The 20836-nt window shown below is 50.4% G+C and carries 19 protein-coding genes and 1 tRNA gene; 7 read left to right on the forward strand and 13 right to left on the reverse strand.

The features are described 5' to 3' along the window. Window positions 1-102: 102 nt before the first annotated feature. From purK to ppiB, 4 genes are all read right to left on the reverse strand, one after another. Window positions 103-1170 carry a 5-(carboxyamino)imidazole ribonucleotide synthase gene (gene purK / locus ACJHYD_RS19145; protein ID WP_001550762.1) on the reverse strand — a complete coding sequence of 356 codons (1068 nt, stop codon included), beginning with the start codon at window positions 1168-1170 and terminating at the stop codon, window positions 103-105. After that, window positions 1167-1676, reverse strand: coding sequence for a 5-(carboxyamino)imidazole ribonucleotide mutase (gene purE, locus ACJHYD_RS19150; protein ID WP_001295318.1), 510 nt, complete (start codon window positions 1674-1676; stop codon window positions 1167-1169). Before purE ends, purK begins: the two co-directional genes overlap by 4 nt. A 117-nt stretch (window positions 1677-1793) precedes the next feature. Continuing rightward, complete coding sequence (gene lpxH / locus ACJHYD_RS19155) at window positions 1794-2516, reverse strand: UDP-2,3-diacylglucosamine diphosphatase (protein WP_000212237.1); 723 nt, start codon at window positions 2514-2516, stop codon at window positions 1794-1796. Window positions 2517-2518: 2 nt separating this feature from the next. Then, window positions 2519-3013 (reverse strand): peptidylprolyl isomerase B, encoded by a 495-nt coding sequence (ppiB, locus tag ACJHYD_RS19160; protein WP_000256006.1) that lies wholly within the window; start codon window positions 3011-3013, stop codon window positions 2519-2521. A 173-nt stretch (window positions 3014-3186) separates the two neighbouring features. On the opposite strand from ppiB, the gene cysS reads away from it, so the two are divergent. Continuing rightward, complete coding sequence (gene cysS, locus ACJHYD_RS19165; protein WP_000912345.1) at window positions 3187-4572, forward strand: cysteine--tRNA ligase; 1386 nt, start codon at window positions 3187-3189, stop codon at window positions 4570-4572. 35 nt (window positions 4573-4607) lie between these two features. Here cysS and ACJHYD_RS19170 read toward each other — a convergent pair whose 3' ends face one another. The 3 genes from ACJHYD_RS19170 to folD all read right to left on the reverse strand — a co-directional run bounded on the left by ACJHYD_RS19170 (window position 4608) and on the right by folD (window position 6317). Next, the gene (locus tag ACJHYD_RS19170; protein ID WP_001522081.1) at window positions 4608-5129 is read right to left on the reverse strand and encodes a metal-dependent hydrolase; all 522 of its coding nucleotides are present in this window, start codon (window positions 5127-5129) and stop codon (window positions 4608-4610) included. A gap of 107 nt (window positions 5130-5236) precedes the next feature. Beyond that, window positions 5237-5449, reverse strand: coding sequence for a ribosome-associated protein YbcJ (gene ybcJ / locus ACJHYD_RS19175; protein WP_000190286.1), 213 nt, complete (start codon window positions 5447-5449; stop codon window positions 5237-5239). Window position 5450: 1 nt separating this feature from the next. After that, on the reverse strand, window positions 5451-6317 hold the full coding sequence (gene folD, locus ACJHYD_RS19180; protein ID WP_000729155.1) for a bifunctional methylenetetrahydrofolate dehydrogenase/methenyltetrahydrofolate cyclohydrolase FolD: 867 nt from the start codon (window positions 6315-6317) through the stop codon (window positions 5451-5453). A gap of 470 nt (window positions 6318-6787) precedes the next feature. On the opposite strand from folD, the gene fimA reads away from it, so the two are divergent. The 5 genes from fimA (at window position 6788) to sfmF (ending at window position 12428) form a co-directional block, all read left to right on the forward strand. Beyond that, on the forward strand, window positions 6788-7330 hold the full coding sequence (gene fimA, locus ACJHYD_RS19185; RefSeq protein WP_000776555.1) for a type 1 fimbrial major subunit FimA: 543 nt from the start codon (window positions 6788-6790) through the stop codon (window positions 7328-7330). Between the two features lie 219 nt (window positions 7331-7549). After that, entirely contained in the window at window positions 7550-8242 is a 693-nt protein-coding gene (fimC, locus tag ACJHYD_RS19190) for a type 1 fimbria chaperone FimC (RefSeq protein ID WP_000988364.1), read from the forward strand. Window positions 8243-8272: 30 nt separating this feature from the next. Beyond that, complete coding sequence (locus tag ACJHYD_RS19195) at window positions 8273-10882, forward strand: fimbrial biogenesis usher protein (RefSeq protein ID WP_001550764.1); 2610 nt, start codon at window positions 8273-8275, stop codon at window positions 10880-10882. A gap of 12 nt (window positions 10883-10894) precedes the next feature. Further along, window positions 10895-11902 carry a type 1 fimbria D-mannose specific adhesin FimH gene (gene fimH, locus ACJHYD_RS19200; RefSeq protein ID WP_001550766.1) on the forward strand — a complete coding sequence of 336 codons (1008 nt, stop codon included), beginning with the start codon at window positions 10895-10897 and terminating at the stop codon, window positions 11900-11902. 10 nt (window positions 11903-11912) lie between these two features. Further along, window positions 11913-12428, forward strand: a complete 516-nt coding sequence (gene sfmF, locus ACJHYD_RS19205) for a fimbria assembly protein (protein WP_001255233.1) — start codon at window positions 11913-11915, stop codon at window positions 12426-12428. A 2-nt stretch (window positions 12429-12430) separates the two neighbouring features. Here the strand turns inward: sfmF and fimZ are convergent, their stop codons facing one another. Continuing rightward, window positions 12431-13063, reverse strand: a complete 633-nt coding sequence (gene fimZ / locus ACJHYD_RS19210) for a fimbria biosynthesis transcriptional regulator FimZ (protein WP_000805414.1) — start codon at window positions 13061-13063, stop codon at window positions 12431-12433. 242 nt (window positions 13064-13305) lie between these two features. Here fimZ and ACJHYD_RS19215 point away from each other — a divergent pair. Next, window positions 13306-13382, forward strand: a tRNA-Arg gene (locus tag ACJHYD_RS19215). A 45-nt stretch (window positions 13383-13427) separates the two neighbouring features. On the opposite strand, the gene envY is transcribed toward ACJHYD_RS19215, so the two are convergent. From envY to ACJHYD_RS19240, 5 genes are all read right to left on the reverse strand, one after another. Then, window positions 13428-14189: a DNA-binding transcriptional regulator EnvY gene (gene envY, locus ACJHYD_RS19220; RefSeq protein ID WP_001177464.1), complete on the reverse strand. Its 762-nt coding sequence runs from the start codon at window positions 14187-14189 to the stop codon at window positions 13428-13430. A 182-nt stretch (window positions 14190-14371) separates the two neighbouring features. Next, entirely contained in the window at window positions 14372-15262 is an 891-nt protein-coding gene (locus ACJHYD_RS19225) for a DUF4434 family protein (protein ID WP_001224581.1), read from the reverse strand. Continuing rightward, window positions 15263-18235: a bacteriophage adsorption protein NfrA gene (gene nfrA, locus ACJHYD_RS19230; RefSeq protein WP_001550767.1), complete on the reverse strand. Its 2973-nt coding sequence runs from the start codon at window positions 18233-18235 to the stop codon at window positions 15263-15265. Next, a complete protein-coding gene (gene nrfB / locus ACJHYD_RS19235) occupies window positions 18222-20459 on the reverse strand; it encodes a cyclic di-3',5'-guanylate-activated glycosyltransferase NrfB (RefSeq protein WP_000383920.1) in 2238 nt (745 codons plus the stop codon). Before nrfB ends, nfrA begins: the two co-directional genes overlap by 14 nt. 270 nt (window positions 20460-20729) lie before the next feature. Further along, window positions 20730-20836 (reverse strand): ISAs1 family transposase (locus tag ACJHYD_RS19240; RefSeq protein ID WP_032151653.1); only part of this gene is annotated, 107 nt, incomplete at its 5' end.

Here is a 20836-nt window from a genome sequence, read left to right on the forward strand (position 1 = left end):
TGATGCGACGCTTGACGCGTCTTATCAGGCCTACAATGGGTACCGGAGCGGTAAGCCGGATAAGGCGTTCACGCCGAATCCGGCAAGAATATGAGCACCAGGTTAACTGAACTTACTCTGCGCCCAAATCACGCCGCTGGCATACTCCGGCGGCAGCAGCGGGATTAAGGCTTCCAGCGTCGCGGTCAGACGCGATGTGTCGCTGTCGGTCAAATTCAGATGCCCCACTTTACGCCCCGGACGGACTTCTTTGTCGTACCAGTGCAGATGCACCAGCGGCAGTTTCAGCCAGTCATAATTCAGATCGCTACCAATCAGGTTGATCATCACCGACGGACTATTCACTATCGGTTGCGGTAACGGCAGATCGGTAATCGCCCGCAGATGCAGCTCAAACTGGCTGATGCTGGCACCGTTTTGCGTCCAGTGACCACTGTTATGCACACGCGGAGCCAGTTCGTTGATCAGCAGACCTTGCGGGGTGACAAAGCACTCCATCGCCATCACGCCCACATAGCCCAGCTCCTGCATAATCGCCGACAGCATCTCTTCGGCTTGCGCTTGCTGCTGCGCATTGGCCTGCGGGAAAGCGACGCTGGTACGCAAAATACCGTCCTGATGCAGGTTATGCGTCAGCGGATAAAACACGGTGCTACCATCAAAGCCGCGCGCGCCAACCAGCGACACTTCGCCAGAGAAGTTTATGCCCTGCTCGACAATACATTCGCCGTAGCATTCAGCCGGTAACTGTTCGGTTTCATCGGCGCGTAAACGCCATTGACCGCGTCCGTCATAGCCACCAGTGCGACGCTTAACAATCGCCAGCTCACCTAAACGATCAAACACCGCAGGCCACTCGCTGCGATCGGCAAGTAACTGCCACGGTGCGGTCGGTAGGTGAAGCTTGTCGAAAAGCTGCTTCTGAGTCAGACGGTCAGCAATAATCGGGAATACATCGCGGTTCACAAAGGCCGGATGGCGCGCCAGCTCGCGGGTTAATGCGGTTTCCGGCCAGCGTTCGATCTCAGCGGTAATCACGCTTTGTTGAAAAGGCACCGCCGCCGGTTCAGCGTCCAGCCCGACTGGCCAGACAGCAATGCCTAACGGTTCGCCTGCCTGGCGCAGCATACGGCCTAACTGCCCGTTACCGAGGACGCAAACCTGTTTCATGCCGCACCTCGCGGGTCCGGGTTTTCCAGCACTTCGTCAGTCTGGGCTTTGCGCCAGTCATTCAGACGCTGGTGTAGCTCTTTATCATGAGTTGCAAGAATTTGTGCTGCCAGTAACGCCGCGTTTGCCGCGCCAGCTTTACCAATCGCCAGCGTACCCACCGGAATGCCGCGCGGCATTTGTACGATGGAGTAGAGGCTATCGACACCGCTCAGTGCGGCGCTCTGTACTGGCACGCCCAGCACTGGCACCAGCGTTTTGGCGGCAATCATGCCTGGCAGGTGCGCTGCGCCGCCTGCGCCCGCAATAATGACCTGATAACCGTTTTCTTCGGCGCTTTCGGCGAAGCTGAACAGTTTATCGGGGGTGCGGTGAGCAGAAACCACTTCAACGTGGTGCGGGACATTCAGGATTTCGAAGATTTCGGCGGCGAACTGCATGGTAGCCCAGTCGCTTTTGGACCCCATCACGATGGCGACACGCGCCGGATTATTGCGGGAAGACATGCGTCTTAAAACTCCTGTGGTGCACAACTCTCGGCTTTAGAGGGCACAGAGAATAGCACGGAAAGAGAGCAAGGAAAACGGTTGCGTGGCTGTGAAATCAGCAAAGTTGCGGGTTTTTTAAAACGGGAAATGAATCAGCTCAACGTCATCCGCCGTGACTTTGACCATTGAACCTTCCGTATGCCAGGCACCCAACACGACGCGGAAAGCAGGTTGCTGATTGGCGATAAGTTCATGTACTGCCGGGCGATGGGTATGCCCGTGGATCAGCCATTGCACCTGATGTTTTTCCATCGCACTGACCACCGCGTTTTGGTTAACGTCCATGATCGCCAGCGATTTACTGCTGTTGGCTTCTTTGCTGTTCGCGCGCATTCGCGCGGCAATGCGTTTACGCACAAACAACGGCAGGGCGAGGAATAGCGTTTGCAGCCAGGGTTTGTGGACTTTGGCGCGAAAAGCCTGATAACCCGCGTCATCGGTGCACAGCGTGTCGCCATGCATAATCAACACCCGGCGACCATACAGTTCGAGCACCTTTTCTTCCGGCAATAACGTCATGCCGCTTTCACGGGCAAAGCGTTTGCCGAGCAGAAAATCACGGTTGCCATGAATGAAATAGCAGGGAACGCCGGAATCGGACACCGCTTTGATCGCTGCCGCCATCTGGCGATGGAGTGGGTTGGGATCGTCGTCGCCAATCCACGCTTCAAACAGATCGCCAAGAATATACAGCGCGTCGGCCTTGCGGGCTTCCCCCGCTAAAAAACGCAGAAAACCGGCGGTGATCGCCGGTTCTTCCGCGCAGAGATGAAGATCTGCAATAAAGAGTGTCGCCACGATTACTCGCTAACGGTCACGCTTTCAATGATAACGTCTTCTTTTGGCACGTCCTGGTGCATACCGCTACGACCGGTTGCAACACCTTTGATTTTGTCTACCACGTCCATGCCTTCAACCACTTCAGCAAACACGCAGTAACCCCAACCTTGCAGGCTTTCGCCAGAGAAGTTCAGGAAGTCGTTATCAACCACGTTGATGAAGAACTGTGCAGTTGCAGAGTGCGGTGCCTGAGTACGGGCCATTGCCAGCGTACCACGGGTATTTTTCAGACCGTTGTTGGCTTCGTTTTTGATCGGGTCTTTGGTGGTTTTTTGCTTCATGCCCGGCTCAAAACCGCCGCCCTGAATCATAAAGCCGTTGATTACACGGTGGAAAATGGTGTTGTTGTAAAAACCTTCGCGGCAGTAGTCCAGGAAGTTTTTAACTGTTTCAGGTGCTTTATCGTCAAAAGTTTTGATGACAATATCGCCGTGATTGGTGTGGAAAGTAACCATTTTTGCATCCTGTTCCGTTTGATTGGTGCTTCAACCCGGTTCGGGTCATATATAGGGTGGTGTTATAGCATAACCGCACGATCGGATCATCACGCAATGTATGCTGATTCGCGCGGGAAATATGGGTATTATACGCAACTCAATTACCCACACATGTCTAAACGGAATCTTCGATGCTAAAAATCTTCAATACTCTGACACGCCAAAAAGAGGAATTTAAGCCTATTCACGCCGGGGAAGTCGGCATGTACGTGTGTGGAATCACCGTTTACGATCTCTGTCATATCGGTCACGGGCGTACCTTTGTTGCCTTTGACGTGGTTGCGCGCTATCTGCGTTTCCTCGGCTATAAGCTGAAGTATGTGCGCAACATTACTGATATCGACGACAAAATCATCAAACGCGCCAATGAAAATGGCGAAAGCTTTGTGGCGCTGGTGGATCGCATGATCGCCGAAATGCACAAAGATTTTGATGCTTTGAACATTCTGCGCCCGGATATGGAGCCGCGCGCGACGCACCATATCGCAGAAATTATTGAACTCACTGAACAACTGATCGCCAAAGGTCACGCTTATGTGGCGGACAACGGCGACGTGATGTTCGACGTCCCGACCGATCCGACTTATGGCGTGCTGTCGCGTCAGGATCTCGACCAGCTGCAGGCAGGCGCGCGCGTTGACGTGGTCGACGACAAACGCAACCCGATGGATTTCGTTCTGTGGAAGATGTCGAAAGAGGGCGAACCGAGCTGGCCGTCGCCGTGGGGCGCGGGCCGTCCAGGCTGGCACATTGAATGTTCGGCAATGAACTGCAAGCAGCTGGGTAACCACTTTGATATCCACGGCGGCGGTTCTGACCTGATGTTCCCACACCACGAAAACGAAATCGCTCAGTCCACCTGTGCCCATGATGGTCAGTATGTGAACTACTGGATGCATTCCGGAATGGTGATGGTTGACCGCGAGAAGATGTCCAAATCGCTGGGTAACTTCTTTACCGTGCGCGATGTGCTGAAATACTACGACGCGGAAACCGTGCGTTATTTCCTGATGTCGGGCCACTATCGCAGCCAGCTGAACTACAGCGAAGAGAACCTGAAGCAGGCGCGTGCGGCGCTGGAGCGTCTCTACACTGCGCTGCGCGGCACAGATAAAACCGTTGCGCCTGCGGGTGGCGAAGCGTTTGAAGCGCGCTTTATTGAAGCGATGGACGACGATTTCAACACCCCGGAAGCCTATTCCGTACTGTTTGATATGGCGCGTGAAGTAAACCGTCTGAAAGCAGAAGATATGGCAGCGGCAAACGCGATGGCGTCTCATCTGCGTAAACTTTCCGCCGTATTGGGCCTGCTGGAGCAAGAACCGGAAGCGTTCCTGCAAAGCGGCGCGCAGGCAGACGACAGCGAAGTGGCTGAGATTGAAGCGTTAATTCAACAGCGTCTGGATGCCCGTAAAGCGAAAGACTGGGCGGCGGCAGATGCGGCGCGTGACCGTCTGAATGAGATGGGGATCGTGCTGGAAGATGGCCCGCAAGGGACCACCTGGCGTCGTAAGTAATTGCGCTATTGCCGGATGCGAGTTTTCGCATCCGGTTATCGCCTGCGCCACCACAACATTCCCATCAGTAGCATCCCCGGCAACCACACCCACATTAATTCAGAAATAATCACCTGATGCCCGTACGGCGTGCTGTAACGAGACAATGCAAACGGCGCGACTTTAATCACCTGCCAGGGAGCGAAAAAGCGTTCATCTGACCACGGCCATAGCCAGCCAACGCCTTTACCACCAGTGGTTACCGCATCCAGCAAGCTGTGCGATAGCAACGAGACGGTTAAAAACAGCCAGCAGCGAATCAGCCCAGCCCTGAACCATCGGCGTCCAATCAGCACACATAACAGCGGGACAACAAACGCAAACACCAGCGAATGGGTAAACCCGCGATGACCAAAAACATTGCCGTAAGCAACGCCAAATTTAAACGACAAGACGTCGGCATCGGGCAGCATCGCCAGGATGATTCCGGCAAATAACAGGCGCGGAGGGATGACTTTCGAACCCAACCCTAAAGCAATGCAAAGGGGAACGGCTGCGTGCGTAATAATGGTTGGCATGATGGTCGCTTCGGCAAAATGTCGATGCTATCAGCATGGATGAACGGGGCGTAGAGGGCAAAAGTCTGAAAAGAGAACCGGCCTGTTGTTACAGGCCGGGAAAGGGATCAGGCAACAATCTGTACGCTGTGACCGGCAAAACTCACTGTCTGCCCGGCAACGATTTTGCAGCGTTTGCGCGTTTCAACCGCACCGTCGACTTTCACCTGGCCTTCGGCAATCGCGATTTTCGCCTGCGCGCCGCTTTCGCTCCAGCCTTCCAGTTTCAGCAAGTCGCACAGCTCAACGTGCGGATGTTTACCTAAAGAAAATGTCGCCATGTTACTCACCCTGTGGATCATGATATTCAACGCACGCCTGTAGCGTGTTTTCAATCAGCGTGGCAACCGTCATCGGGCCAACGCCGCCGGGAACAGGCGTAATGTATGAGGCGCGTTTAGCCGCGTCTTCAAACACGACGTCGCCCACAACTTTGCCATTTTCCAGACGGTTGATGCCGACATCAATCACAATTGCGCCTTCTTTGATCCAGTCACCGGGAATAAAGCCTGGCTTACCGACGGCAACGATCAATAGATCGGCATTTTCTACGTGGTGACGCAGATTTTTAGTGAAACGGTGAGTCACGGTGGTGGTGCAACCTGCCAGTAGCAGTTCCATGCTCATCGGGCGGCCAACGATATTCGATGCGCCAATCACCACGGCGTTGAGGCCGAAGGTATCAATGTTGTAACGCTCAAGCAGCGTGACAATACCGCGCGGGGTGCAGGGACGCAGACGCGGCGCGCGCTGGCACAGGCGACCGACGTTATAAGGATGGAAACCGTCTACGTCTTTGTCCGGATGAATACGTTCCAGCACTTTGACGTTATCAATACCCGCCGGTAACGGCAGTTGAACCAGAATGCCATCGATGGTGTTGTCGGCATTCAGCGCATCGATAAGCTCCAACAGCTCCGCTTCGCTGGTGGTTTCCGGGAGGTCATAAGAGCGGGAGACGAACCCGACTTCTTCACAAGCCTTGCGTTTACTTGCGACATAAATTTGCGATGCAGGGTTACTACCCACCAGCACAACGGCCAGTCCTGGTGCCCGCAGTCCGGCTGCAATACGCGCCTGAACTTTTTGAGCAACTTCAGAGCGCACCTGCTGCGCAATCGTTTTACCGTCAATAATCTTTGCTGCCATCAGAGAGAGGATTCCATCTGTTACGTAGGTCGAAGGGGATGCGCCTATTTTGTCAGAAGCGGGGCGCGCTGTCAGGTTTCGTTTCAGATTTATCGCGTGAAGCGACCTCGTGCGAAGGTGAGGCGCACTGTCGCTGAGATTGAAAGCTTCATTTTTCGTCCATGATGGCGTTGTAAATCTGGAACTGACTTATTTCCTTGTCAAAGGATTAAGATAATTTAAGAAATACCTGACAATATAAAAAGAATTTTCAGCCTGGTAATTTACCGCTTCAGGTCTATATTTGTGTTGAATATATTTTGCGCGGAAGTATTCATCTAACGGGGCTCTCTATTTTTTAGAATAGAGTGCATATTTTCAATTAAGACATTCTTAGAGGATAAAAAGGAATTTACTACTATCAGTGTCTTAAATAAAGTAATCGGTTATATACGGATGTGGAGTCGATAAATGAGATTGAAGGAATATATATGAAATTAAGATTTATTTCGTCTGCGCTGGCCGCCGCACTATTCGCCGCTACGGGTAGTTATGCTGCCGTTGTAGATGGCGGTACAATTCACTTTGAAGGCGAACTGGTGAATGCTGCCTGTTCAGTGAATACTGACTCGGCAGACCAGGTTGTCACACTCGGTCAATATCGTACCGATATTTTCAATGCTGTTGGTAATACCTCTGCATTAATTCCATTCACTATACAGTTGAACGACTGCGATCCTGTCGTTGCCGCTAATGCTGCCGTTGCATTTTCTGGTCAGGCGGATGCAATCAATGATAATTTATTGGCCATTGCATCCAGTACTAATACAACAACAGCAACGGGTGTCGGTATTGAAATACTTGATAATACATCCGCAATTCTCAAACCTGATGGGAATAGCTTCTCAACCAACCAGAACTTGATCCCCGGGACCAACGTTCTTCATTTTTCTGCACGTTATAAAGGCACCGGTACAAGTGCATCAGCAGGGCAAGCAAATGCTGACGCGACTTTTATTATGAGATACGAATAATCAAAACCACGTTGTTTTGAATTATATATCACGTCTTATAACAAAGTAATGTACCGGTTGTCTGAAGCGGTATGGTGGCAATGTAAATCGAAATCATATTCACTTTGTATCATGCCGCTTTATTAAATGAAAAGGGAATGATGTGTTGTAAGAAACCAAAGCAATCATTTCTTTATACTCCTTATTTTTGCCGTCAGGAATACACAAGGCGTATTAACTATGATGACTAAAATAAAGTTATTGATGCTCATTATATTTTATTTAATCATTTCGGCCAGCGCCCATGCTGCCGGAGGGATCGCATTAGGTGCCACGCGTATTATTTATCCCGCTGATGCTAAACAGACTGCGGTATGGATTAGAAATAGCCATACCAATGAGCGCTTTCTGGTCAATTCGTGGATTGAAAACAGCAGCGGTGTAAAAGAAAAGTCATTCATCATTACACCGCCACTGTTTGTTAGTGAACCCAAAAGCGAAAATACTTTGCGTATTATTTACACCGGTCCACCGCTGGCGGCAGATCGTGAGTCTCTGTTCTGGATGAATGTTAAGACGATCCCTTCGGTAGATAAAAATGCATTGAACGGCAGGAATGTTTTGCAACTGGCGATTTTATCGCGCATGAAATTATTTCTCCGTCCAATTCAATTACAAGAATTACCCGCAGAAGCGCCGGACACACTCAAGTTTTCGCGATCCGGTAACTATATCAATGTTCATAATCCATCACCTTTTTATGTCACCCTGGTTAACTTGCAAGTGGGCAGCCAAAAACTGGGGAATGCTATGGCTGCACCCAGAGTTAATTCACAAATTCCCTTACCCTCAGGAGTGCAGGGAAAGCTGAAATTTCAGACCGTTAATGATTATGGTTCAGTAACCCCGGTCAGAGAAGTGAACTTAAACTAACCGAATCATCTGACAATATCAGAGCTAATTATGAAAATACCCACTACTACGGATATTCCGCAGAGGTATACCTGGTGTCTGGCCGGAATTTGTTATTCATCTCTTGCCATTTTACCCTCCTTTTTAAGCTATGCGGAAAGTTATTTCAACCCGGCATTTTTATTAGAGAATGGCACATCCGTTGCTGATTTATCGCGCTTTGAGAGAGGTAATCATCAACCTGCGGGCGTGTATCGGGTGGATCTCTGGCGTAATGATGAGTTCATTGGTTCACAGGATATCGTATTTGAATCGACGACAGTAAATACAGGTGATAAATCAGGTGGGTTAATGCCTTGTTTTAATCAGGCACTCCTTGAACGAATTGGCCTTAATAGCAGTGCATTCCCCGAGTTAGCCCAGCAGCAAAATAATAAATGCATTAATTTACTGAAAGCTGTACCTGATGCCACAATTAACTTTGATTTTGCAGCGATGCGCCTGAACATCACTATTCCTCAGATAGCGTTGTTGAGTAGCGCTCACGGTTACATTCCGCCTGAAGAGTGGGATGAAGGTATTCCTGCTTTACTCCTGAATTATAATTTCACCGGTAACAGAGGTAATGGTAACGATAGCTATTTTTTTAGTGAACTCAGCGGGATTAATATTGGCCCGTGGCGTTTACGCAACAATAGTTCCTGGAATTATTTTCGCGGAAATGGATATCATTCAGAACAGTGGAATAATATTGGCACCTGGGTACAGCGCGCCATTATTCCGCTGAAAAGTGAACTGGTAATGGGAGACGGTAATACAGGGAGTGATATTTTCGATGGCGTTGGATTTCGTGGTGTACGGCTTTATTCTTCCGATAATATGTATCCTGATAGCCAGCAGGGGTTTGCTCCAACGGTACGTGGGATTGCCCGTACGGCGGCCCAGCTAACGATTCGGCAAAATGGTTTTATTATCTATCAAAGCTATGTTTCCCCCGGCGCTTTTGAAATTACAGATTTACACCCGACATCTTCAAATGGCGATCTGGACGTCACCATCGACGAGCGCGATGGTAATCAGCAGAATTACACTATTCCGTATTCAACAGTGCCAATTTTACAACGCGAAGGGCGTTTCAAATTTGACCTGACGGCGGGTGATTTTCGTAGCGGTAATAGTCAGCAATCGTCGCCTTTCTTTTTTCAGGGCACGGCACTCGGCGGTTTACCACAGGAATTTACTGCCTACGGCGGGACGCAATTATCTGCAAATTACACCGCCTTTTTGTTAGGGTTGGGGCGCAACCTCGGGAACTGGGGCGCAGTGTCGCTGGATGTAACGCATGCGCGCAGTCAGTTAGCCGACGACAGTCGTCATGAGGGGGATTCCATTCGCTTCCTCTATGCGAAATCAATGAACACTTTCGGCACCAATTTTCAGTTAATGGGTTACCGCTATTCGACACAAGGTTTTTATACCCTTGATGATGTTGCGTATCGTCGTATGGAGGGGTACGAATATGATTACGATTATGACGGTGAGCATCGCGATGAACCGATAATCGTGAATTACCACAATTTACGCTTTAGCCGTAAAGACCGTTTGCAGTTAAATATTTCACAATCACTTAATGACTTTGGCTCGCTTTATATTTCTGGTACCCATCAAAAATACTGGAATACTTCGGATTCAGATACGTGGTATCAGGTGGGGTATACCAGCAGCTGGGTTGGCATCAGTTACTCACTCTCATTTTCGTGGAATGAATCTGTAGGGATCCCCGATAACGAACGTATTGTCGGACTTAATGTTTCAGTGCCTTTCAATGTCCTGACCAAACGTCGCTACACCCGGGAAAATGCGCTCGATCGCGCTTATGCCTCCTTTAACGCCAACCGTAACAGCAACGGTCAAAATAGCTGGCTGGCAGGCGTTGGTGGGACCTTACTGGAAGGCCACAACCTGAGTTATCACGTAAGCCAGGGCGATACCTCGAATAATGGGTACACGGGCAGCGCCACGGCAAACTGGCAGGCCGCTTACGGTACGCTGGGGGTCGGGTATAACTACGACCGCGATCAACATGACGTTAACTGGCAGCTGTCTGGCGGTGTGGTCGGGCATGAAAATGGTATAACGCTGAGCCAGCCTTTAGGGGATACCAATGTTTTGATTAAAGCGCCTGGCGCAGGCGGTGTACGCATTGAAAATCAAACTGGAATTTTAACCGACTGGCGCGGCTATGCGGTGATGCCGTATGCCACGGTTTATCGGTATAACCGTATCGCGCTTGATACCAATACGATGGGGAATTCCATCGATGTTGAAAAAAATATTAGCAGCGTTGTGCCGACGCAAGGCGCGTTGGTTCGTGCCAATTTTGATACCCGCATAGGCGTGCGGGCGCTCATTACCGTTACCCAGGGCGGAAAACCGGTGCCGTTTGGATCACTGGTACGGGAAAACAGTACCGGAATAACCAGTATGGTGGGTGATGACGGGCAAGTTTATTTAAGTGGTGCGCCATTGTCTGGTGAATTACTGGTTCAGTGGGGAGACGGCGCGAACTCACGCTGCATTGCGCACTATGTATTGCCGAAGCAAAGCTTACAGCAAGCCGTCACTGTTATTTCGGCAGTTTGCACACATCCTGGCTCATAAAGGAAATTATCAATGAAGATAATCTGCAGATTATTATTGGCGATGGCATGTTTGTGGTTAACAAACATATCCTGGGCTACTGTTTGTGCAAATAGTACTGGCGTAGCAGAAGATGAACACTATGATCTCTCAAATGTCTTTAATAGCACCAATAACCAGCCAGGCCAGATTGTTGTTTTACCGGAAAAATCCGGCTGGGTAGGTGTGTCAGCAATTTGTCCACCCGGCACGCTGGTGAATTATACATACCGTAGTTATGTCACCAACTTTATTGTTCAGGAAACTATCGATAATTATAAATATATGAAATTAAATGATTATCTATTAGGCGCGATGAGTCTGGTTGATAGCGTGATGGATATTCAGTTTCCCCCGCAAAATTATATCCGTATGGGAACAGATCCTAACGTTTCGCAAAACCTTCCGTTCGGGGTGATGGATTCTCGTTTGATATTTCGTTTAAAGGTTATTCGTCCCTTTATTAACATGGTGGAGATCCCCAGACAGGTGATGTTTACCGTGTATGTGACATCAACGCCTAACGATCCGTTGGTTACACCTGTTTATACCATTAGTTTTGGTGGCCGGGTTGAAGTACCGCAAAACTGCGAATTAAATGCCGGGCAAATTGTTGAATTTGATTTTGGTGATATCGGCGCATCGTTATTTAGTGCGGCAGGGCCGGGGAATCGACCAGCTGGTGTCATGCCGCAAACCAAGAGCATTGCGATCAAATGTACGAATGTTGCTGCGCAGGCTTATTTAACAATGCGTCTGGAAGCCAGTGCCGTTTCTGGTCAGGCGATGGTGTCGGACAATCAGGATTTAGGTTTTATTGTGGCCGATCAGAACGATACGCCGATCACGCCTAACGATCTCAATAGCGTTATTCCTTTCCGTCTGGATGCAGCTGCGGCAGCCAATGTCACACTTCGCGCCTGGCCTATCAGTATTACCGGTCAAAAACCGACCGAAGGGCCGTTTAGCGCGCTGGGGTATTTACGCGTCGATTATCAATGAGGTACGGAGAATGAGAAGAGTACTCTTTAGCTGTTTCTGCGGGCTACTGTGGAGTTCCAGTGGATGGGCAGTTGACCCTTTAGGAACGATTAATATCAATTTGCACGGTAACGTTGTTGATTTCTCCTGTACCGTAAACACAGCGGATAAGGATAAGACGGTAGATTTAGGCAGATGGCCTACGACACAATTACTGAGCGCTGGCGATACCACGGCACTCGTCCCTTTTAGCCTGCGGCTGGAGGGATGTCCTCCGGGTTCAGTTGCGATTTTATTTACGGGAACGCCGGCATCTGATGCCAACCTGCTGGCTCTGGATGATCCCGCAATGGCACAAACCGTCGCCATCGAATTACGTAATAGCGATCGCTCCCGGCTCGCACTGGGGGAGGCGAGCCCGACTGAGGAAGTAGATGCAAATGGCAATGTCACACTAAACTTTTTTGCCAATTATCGAGCGTTAGCCAGCGGTGTTCAGCCAGGTGTGGCGAAAGCGGATGCGATATTTATGATCAATTATAATTAATATTATATTAATTCATATAATTTGGCATAGTCGATAAGCTCTACAATTGAATGCAAACCTAGCTTGCCATAAATATTAGATTTATGCGCACTAACTGTTTTATTGCTAAGTAATAACTTATCGGCAATTTCTTTATTGGATAATCCGCTAACCAGATAACGTAATATGGTCACTTCACGATTAGATAGCACCGTGACCGTTGAACTATTCGTACTGCATTTATTGCTTTTTATATAGTTGAGCGTTTCGCTGGGGAAAAAAGTGTATCCGGAGAGGATCATCTGAACGGCGTGAAAAATATCATTTTGATCATTGCATTTACTGACAAAACCGTTAGCACCAGCTTGTATCGCTCTGCCAGCATAAAAGCATTCTGATTTCGATGATAAAAATAATACTTTCACTGTGCTCTGGATTTGTTTGATCCTTTTCAGGAAGGTAAAACCGTCTGTTCCGGGCAAGTCTATATCCATAATGATTAAATCAACAGGACGGGTTCGGAGATAATCGATGGTTATGCGATAATCATCCGTTTTCAGGACAATTTGCAATTCATTGTTTTTTTGCAACAGAACTTCAATAGACATTCTGATGATAGGATGAGTATCCATAATGATCACCGACGTTGGTTTCATAGTTACCAGTCTCATTGGATCGGACAATTTTCCGTTAGGGCGGGAAATTGTACTTTGATACATGAAAATACGGGTTTTCTTGATTCAGACGCGCAGCGATGTGCGTTTGTTTGCCGCTATAGCGAAATAAATCAGAAAATCAGACGCGGTCGTTCACTTGTTCAGCAACCAGATCAAAAGCCATTGACTCAGCAAGGGTTGACCGTATAATTCACGCGATTACACCGCATTGCGGTATCAACGCGCCCTTAGCTCAGTTGGATAGAGCAACGACCTTCTAAGTCGTGGGCCGCAGGTTCGAATCCTGCAGGGCGCGCCATTTCTTCTTCATTTATCCCCGTCTTATCCGTTTCCGCTTTGCCCTTCACCACATCACTTTTTGTCGCTGTTTGGCGAGATAATTCAACGGTGTCAGGCCGTAAAACGCCTTAAAAACAGAGATAAAGTACGACGTGCTGCTATAGCCACATAATTGCGCTACCTGAGTGATATTTTTGTTATCCATCAATAACATCTGTACGGCGTAACGCATACGACACTCTGTGACAATCTGGCTATAGCTGGTATTTTCGTTTTTTAATTTCTTTTTGAGCAGGCTGGGGCTTAAACATAGCGAACTGGCGACAATTCGCAGATTCCAGTAATGCTGAATATCGCTTTGAATAATGCGGCAGACGCTGTCGCGGACGCTGCTGCGTAAGATATACATCAGTAGGGCAATAAACCGCGATTGCTCAAGAAAGTTAGACAATACGGTAAAAAGCAATGCGCGCGTCAACTCCGCTTCGCAGGGTTTGCTGGGTTGCTGCTTGCTGTGGTTGGCGGCTAGCCGGAACACTTCCGGTGTACGGCTATGACAAGCGATAACCGGGGTTGCCAGCCGCGACCAGGGCTTTACACAGGTTAAGTTCTTATTTAAAAACAACAGATAATCGTTGATGATGTTGCGGTTGATGTGGGTGATTAATACGTGATTTAACGTTGAGAGTTCAATGACGTTATTGTTGCACGCGAAGGCGGCCAGGTAATTTTTCGGAAGGGTAAACGTGGCATGGTTATTGACGCTTACCTCTACCTCTTTTTCGGTCAGGATCACCACGCAAGGTTCACTGCTGCTCAATTGCATTTCGCACTCCTCAGATATCAGAAACTCCGCTCAAAGGATCTATGCTTCCTGCATGAGTGATCGGCCCGTTCGCCGATAACGATCTTCTTTCTTTAGCACGCTTTTTAGCAATTAATCTTGATGGAATTCTGACGAGAGCGAAAGAGGTAAGCCAGGTCGTACCCGACTTACCTGAAGGAGATTTAATACTCGAGAATGCCGTGCGCGACGGGCAAATAGCGCAGAGAGAAATAGAGCGTGTCTTTACCGCAAGAGGAACGTTTCGCTAACAGCGAGGCGATCTCTGCATCCGGTTTCGGTTTCGCTGTAAAGGTTTTGCCTTTGCCGGCGACAAACAGTTCATAAACAATGCCGCTGGCAGGGGCGGAACTTTGGCAATCGGCGCTGGCCTGTAGATAACGTTCACGCTGTTCAGCGGTAAGTTTATCCACGCCGCTGCCATCCTGTACCCAGACATTAACGCCGGTTGCTTTAACGTGTTCCAGCAGTTGGCGATAGCCATCGGGCGACATGTTTCCGGCGAAAAAACTACTGATATAAACCGGTTTTGCTGAAACATCGCTAATCAACCGCTGCGCGTTGTTTAACCATGTCAGCAAAGGCTGACGGGCGGCTTCGCTGCGCCAGTTCAGGTCGTCAATTTCCGCGCTGATGTACCAGCCATCCGGCGTTACGCCAGGTACGGCGCTCCATAATCTGGCTTGCTGGAGATCGGCAGCCAGCAGGCGATTAAGATAGCTTTCCAGCGCCGCGGATGACTGTTTCTGGTGCATAAAAAATTCCGGATCGGCATTCAGCCCGACAATCAGCTTCAGGCCAGCCTGTTGCGCAGCTGCGGCACGCTTAAACAATAACGCGCGCTGTTCTGGCTGGGTGAATGCATCGCCGTAACGAGTCCATTGCAAAACCAGGGTATCGAAGCCTTGCAAACGTAACTGACTCATCAGCCCCTGCCACTGGGTATCGGTAACCTGACTATCACGGTTTTGTGGTTGCCAGATAATACCTTTCATCGCAAAGGAAAAAGGGCTGACCAAAAGCAGTGTCAGCAATACGAAAATGAACTTACGCATTTACCAGTGCACTCCAATGGTGAGAAACGCATTGTTGCGCTCTCCGTTACGTTGATTAATCGCCTTAAAGGTATGTTGATACTCGACGCCGAGACTGACTTTGTGCGGCCAGGCGTCGTAGTGCGTCTCGCCGGTCCAGATATTCCAGCGGACCCCGACACCGCCAAGCTGCGCGCCCTGAGTGCCTTTATCACGATAGCCGTTGTCCTGAACGTGAGCGTAAGGCTCAATAGTCTGTCCGTTAGCTACCTTCTGATGCCAGCTGACGCGATAATCTGCCGTCCACGCCTGAATATCCTGGCGGATATATTGCGCTGCATCGAGGTACAGGTTTTGGGCAAACCAGCCTGAACCGTTCGGGTGCCATTCGTCGCTGTATTTGCCGCCATTAAAGAATGAGGCGCTGGCGCGCAGCATGGTATCGGATGCGCCATTTTGCCCGTTCAGCGGCAACTGCTGTTCGACGGCGAGGAAAAAGATCTGATCGCGCAGCGGCTTCCAGCGCAGACCGGTGCCGGACATCGGATTTTTCACCGGCATCATCACCCCGTTTTCTCCAGTATCGGCAAATACACGGCTGTAAACCGAGAGCAGGTCGCCTTCCAGCAGCATATTGCGTCCGATGCGGTACTCGGCTTCCAGTTGCCCGTAGCTACGATAGCTTTTCCCTGGCGCTGCGCCGCCGACATTATTGTTAGCGGTACTCATTGCGCCGGAACGCAAGCCGATAGAAGAATCGAAACTGAACGTCCAGCGGCGACCGACCTCCTCATGCAGACGGCGGAAATTGAAGCGTTGCTGATTTTGCTCTGGGGTCAGTGGGGTTATCAGCGCCTGATTATCAATGTCATCAATCACCAGCCGGGCGTAGTGCTGCGTCGCAGGCATGTCATCCAGACGCTGGTTCACGTAGGCCAGTTGTCGGATAAGTGCCGGATCGTCCGGTAGCCCTTTATGCGCCTGTTCGAGCATTTCCCGCGACTGTGCGATATCACCGCTATCCCACAAGGCGTAACCGAGCGCTGCCTGGGTGTTGCTATTATTCGGTTCCAGTTCCAGCGCGGCGCGCAAATCACTCACCGCCGCCGGGACATTATGACGTTGGCGATAAATTGTCGCCCGCGCAACGTAAGCGTTGGCAGAAGGCGCAATATTGATTGAGCGCGTGAGATCGTTCAGTGCGAGTTCCGGCTGACCAGGAATGTAACGTTGCGCATGCAGCCACCAGTAGAGGGCATTGTTTCCCAGCCCACGTTGTTCTGCCTGCTGAAGCCAGCGATCGCGAGCCGCACCATTTCCTGCCGCCTGGGCGGTATTGGCAGCAGCAAGCAGATCCTCATTGCTCATGTCGTGAAGACTGATTTTCTGCCAGGCCGCCAGTGCGGTGGCGTAGTCCTCAACCTGATACGCCTGATAGGCTACCGCACGATGTTGCCAGGCGTTCGGTTGTCGTTGTTCGGCCTGAAGCCATGCATACAACGCCACACCGGGTAGCGTGTCCCGATAACACTTTGCCAGACGGTTCCAGGCGGCGGCATCGTAGGAAGGCGACATATCGCCCAGCAAGCGAACTATAGCCGGGCAATTATCTGCAATACCCGGCAACTGACTTTGCCACTGACGTTGCTCCGCCAGCGGTAAGGGTTTCGATAAAATCGCCACCTTCGCCGGCGTTGCCAGGTAAGGATGACTTTCCAGCAGAGACGCCAGTCGCGCCATTAACGTCTGGCTGACACGCGCATCGCCCTGGAAAGGATAGCGTTGCAGCAATAAATCGGCAGCTTCGCGTGACTGCTCGTTCTGCATCAGTTGCCAGGTCAGTTGATCCAGGCGGGTAAGATTTGCCGGTTCTTGCTGATACAGCAATCGTGCCAGACGCAGAGCTTCAGCCTTGTTATGGGTCGCTACGCTAACGGTATAACGCTCCTCAAGCATTTCATTGGCGGGGAGGGTGGCGAGCAGTTTTTGCGCTGCGTCGTACTGACCTTCTTTTAACAGCACCGGTAGCGTCGCGCCAACAACATACTGGCGGTTATCGGCAAACTGTACCGTATAATTCGCCAACGCCTGAACGGGGTTGGCGCTGTATTTAGATATCAGATAGAGCCAACTTTTCTCTTGTGCGTCCGTGGTAAACAGCGGCTTATTTTCAATGAGATAATGCTGGAGGCGCGCTTTTTCGCCACGATAAGCCAGCGCGGTCGCGTAAGTAATATATGACTGAGGATCGGTGAAGATCCCCTGTGATTGCAGCGCCAGGATCCGATCGTCCAGCTGCCCGGCAAGAAGCACATCAAACCACTGGCGGCGTTCTGCCGCGCTTAATGTGTTCTGCTGGCGTGCTTCATTGTATAGCGTATCTGCCTGGGACCATTGCTTCAGGTAGATTGCCCGTTGCAGCAGATCGGTTCGCAGCGTTTTTCCTTCCGGCGATGCAGCAAACGTCGCATCGTTCAGTTGCGCTCTGGCGACAGGTAATTGTGCCAGCCGCAGGGCATTCTGCCCAACTTCACTGCGACAACGCAGGGTCGGCGCAGCATCGCACGCTTTTTGCTGGGCAAGCAGTTCTTCAACAGTCGTAACGCTTTTCACTTCAACTGGAATAGCCGCCAGACTGCGCTCAAGTCGGGCATCTCCTGGGTGACGTTTCAGTTGATCCTCAAGCAACAGCCGCGCCCGGGCATCATGACCAAAATGGCGATAGGCTTCAGCAAGGTATAAAGTTAGCGGAATATTATCCGGCACCTGCTGGTGTATATATTCAAATTCGCGGATGGCGGTTGCTTCGTCGTTATTTTTCTGTGCCTTCAGCGCCTTGTCGAGACGGGGATAAATAACAAAATGGCGATAATCGCTCAGCCCCAGCTCTTCTGCGCTGGTGCCGATATTGTCTGCGAGTGCGCTGGTACTCAATAAAGACGTCAGCAGTAAACCAGACCATCCGATGACGCGATTAAGGTTATTCTCCTTCATTTTCGGACTCCAGTTGCGCAACCTGTTCTGTGTTTAAACCTGCTTTGAGTAATAGTGATTGCATCGAAACTTGTAATTCGCGTTGAATTGTCAGGACGCGATCCAACGTTTCCTGGCTGATAACGCCTTCGGTGACCAAAAACTTGCCGAGCGGCAGAGAACTGCGTTCATGGCGCAATAACAACACGTTAATTGCTGAACGATTAATATGACCGAGCGTGGTCAGTATTTCGGCGAACAGGAACTGATGCGGCACATATTGCCGCCAGATTTCACCGGCCTGCTGTTCCGTGAGCCACTGATGCTGAACCGCATTGTACAACATTGCCCGCGGATCGTGACCGCGTCGGCGCGCATACCAGTGGCGTAACCCCGTGACAATTTGTCCCCGCAGAACAATGACGTAACGCACTTTGCGTCCGACTTTACGCGTCAGGGCCGCCAGCGAAACCGGGTCAATACCATCTTCACTGCCGACAATTAACTCATCATTTTCCAGACGCAGCGGCAGTACTGCATAATGCAGCGCCACGGAAGCCGGCATTTCGGCAATCAGTGATGAAGGGATCTGCCAGGCGTCGATCGACTCCCACGCCACGCCGTTTTGCTCTGCCAGCGCCTGTGCCAGCTGTTCGGCGCTAATCAGCCCCTGCATCAGCATTGAACCGCCCAGGCGTAGACCTTCGACGCGATTACGCAGTGCTGTATCGAGTTGTTCTTCAGTGATGACCTGATTTTCCAGCAGGATTTGACCTAACGGACGCAACGAGCGGGTATCGCCAGTCACGCTGGGGAAGTCATGCGTTGTTTTATCCCACGCGACACGACGTGGATCGCCGTGTTGAAGTACCTGTTTTAACGCGCGCCAGTTGGCCATGAAGTTAATCAGGTTGCCCCAGAAAAGACGCAGGACAGATAGCAGCCCCTGCGTCAGGCCGTAGTAGCCAGTAACGAAAATCACCCGCTGCACGATGCGGTTAATCATCAAGCCAAAGTTTAGCCACAGCAGAGTCATTAACCATGCGCTGCCGCTGAAAATAGAAAGGAAATGCCAGGCATCGGGCCACAAACTTTCATACGCCAGCAACAGCAAAAGCTGGATCATCACCAGCATCGCGAGGAAGCTGACAAAGTTACTGATTGCCCCTTTGCGGTCGCGCCAGAGAAAGTAGTTCAGCGTCAGACTGGAGGTCCATTTGTGGGTTTTAAAGCCCTGGAAAACAATGCCGATGATCCAGCGAGATTTTTGTCGAACCGCAGTCGAAAAGGTATCGGGGAAATATTCGCGCACGCAGATCATGTTTGACGTCCGCGCGTGCTGTAAAAATTTACGCTGCTCGCGTTCTTTGGCTTCGTCCACCACCGGAAAACGAACAAAAATTTCCGTCATACCTTTTTCTTTCAGGCGGAAGCCAATGTCGTAATCTTCAGTAAGACTCTGCACGTCGAAAGCAATACCGTCACCGTCAGCTAACAGTGCGGTCACGGCGCGGCGGCTGAAACAGGTACCGACGCCTGCGCTGGGCACTTGTCCGGCGAGGGCTTCACGCACCGGAACATCTTTGCCATGCAGTTCTGAAAACTCATCAATGTAAGTCATGCTGGTGAAGTGCGTCCATTCGCGTTCGAACGGATACACCGGGATCTGAATCAGATCTTTACGCTCGACCAGATAGTTGAACAGACGCAATTCCATCGGTGAAATCACATCTTCGGCGTCATGCAGAATAAAACCAGCAAAAGCGAAATTGGCGCTACGCTCAAACTGGGTGATGGCGTCCAGCACGTTGTTCAGGCAGTCGGCTTTGCTGGTGGGGCCAGGTCGCGCGCAGACTACCTTATGCACATTCGGGAAGCGAGCGCACACTTCGTCAACATCACGCTGAGTATCGGGGTCGTTGGGGTAGGTGCCAACAAAGATATGATAGTTTTCATAGTCGAGCGTGGTCGCCGCCAGCTCGGCCATATTGCCGATGACGCCCGTTTCATTCCACGCCGGAACCATAATCGCTAACGGTTTTTCATCTGGTTTATACAGTTCGCGGTAACTCATTCGCGGGTAGCGGCGATAAACACTCAACTTGCGTTTAATGCGGCGTACCCAGTAGACGACATCAATAAAAAAATCGTCCAGCCCGCTGATGAACATGATGACCGCTAACGTTATCGCGATTACTTTTAAGCCGTAGAGCCAGGTAGCAAAAACATCAAGAAGCCAGTCCACACAAAAACCTTACATTAACGCTGGTTATGTTTAGGGTGGCGTATATTAAGGTTTTTTATGAATTGTGACAGCTTTTTACCATTAATAGGTATGACTATTGCGGCACGTTATTTTTACACTGGTTATAAAAGTTGCCGTTTGCGTAGAATGTAGACAAAAGCATGGTGTCCTGGGACAGGGAGGTTAACGTCATAGTGAAAAGGAGCGGTGGCACCGAGCAGGTCATCATGTAGTGGAAGTGCCTGGAGGAGGTGAGCAGGCAGGGCAAGATTACGAAAGCCCGCTCCCCGCAAGGACTGACGCCAGATAGTTTCTGTCCATGGCTGCTTTTCGCATCTTACGTCTTAACCCTGCCTTGAATACCTTATCATTCGTCA

The sequence above is a fragment of the Escherichia sp. WS1368 genome (genome assembly GCF_046487485.1).
Classification (GTDB): domain Bacteria; phylum Pseudomonadota; class Gammaproteobacteria; order Enterobacterales; family Enterobacteriaceae; genus Escherichia; species Escherichia coli.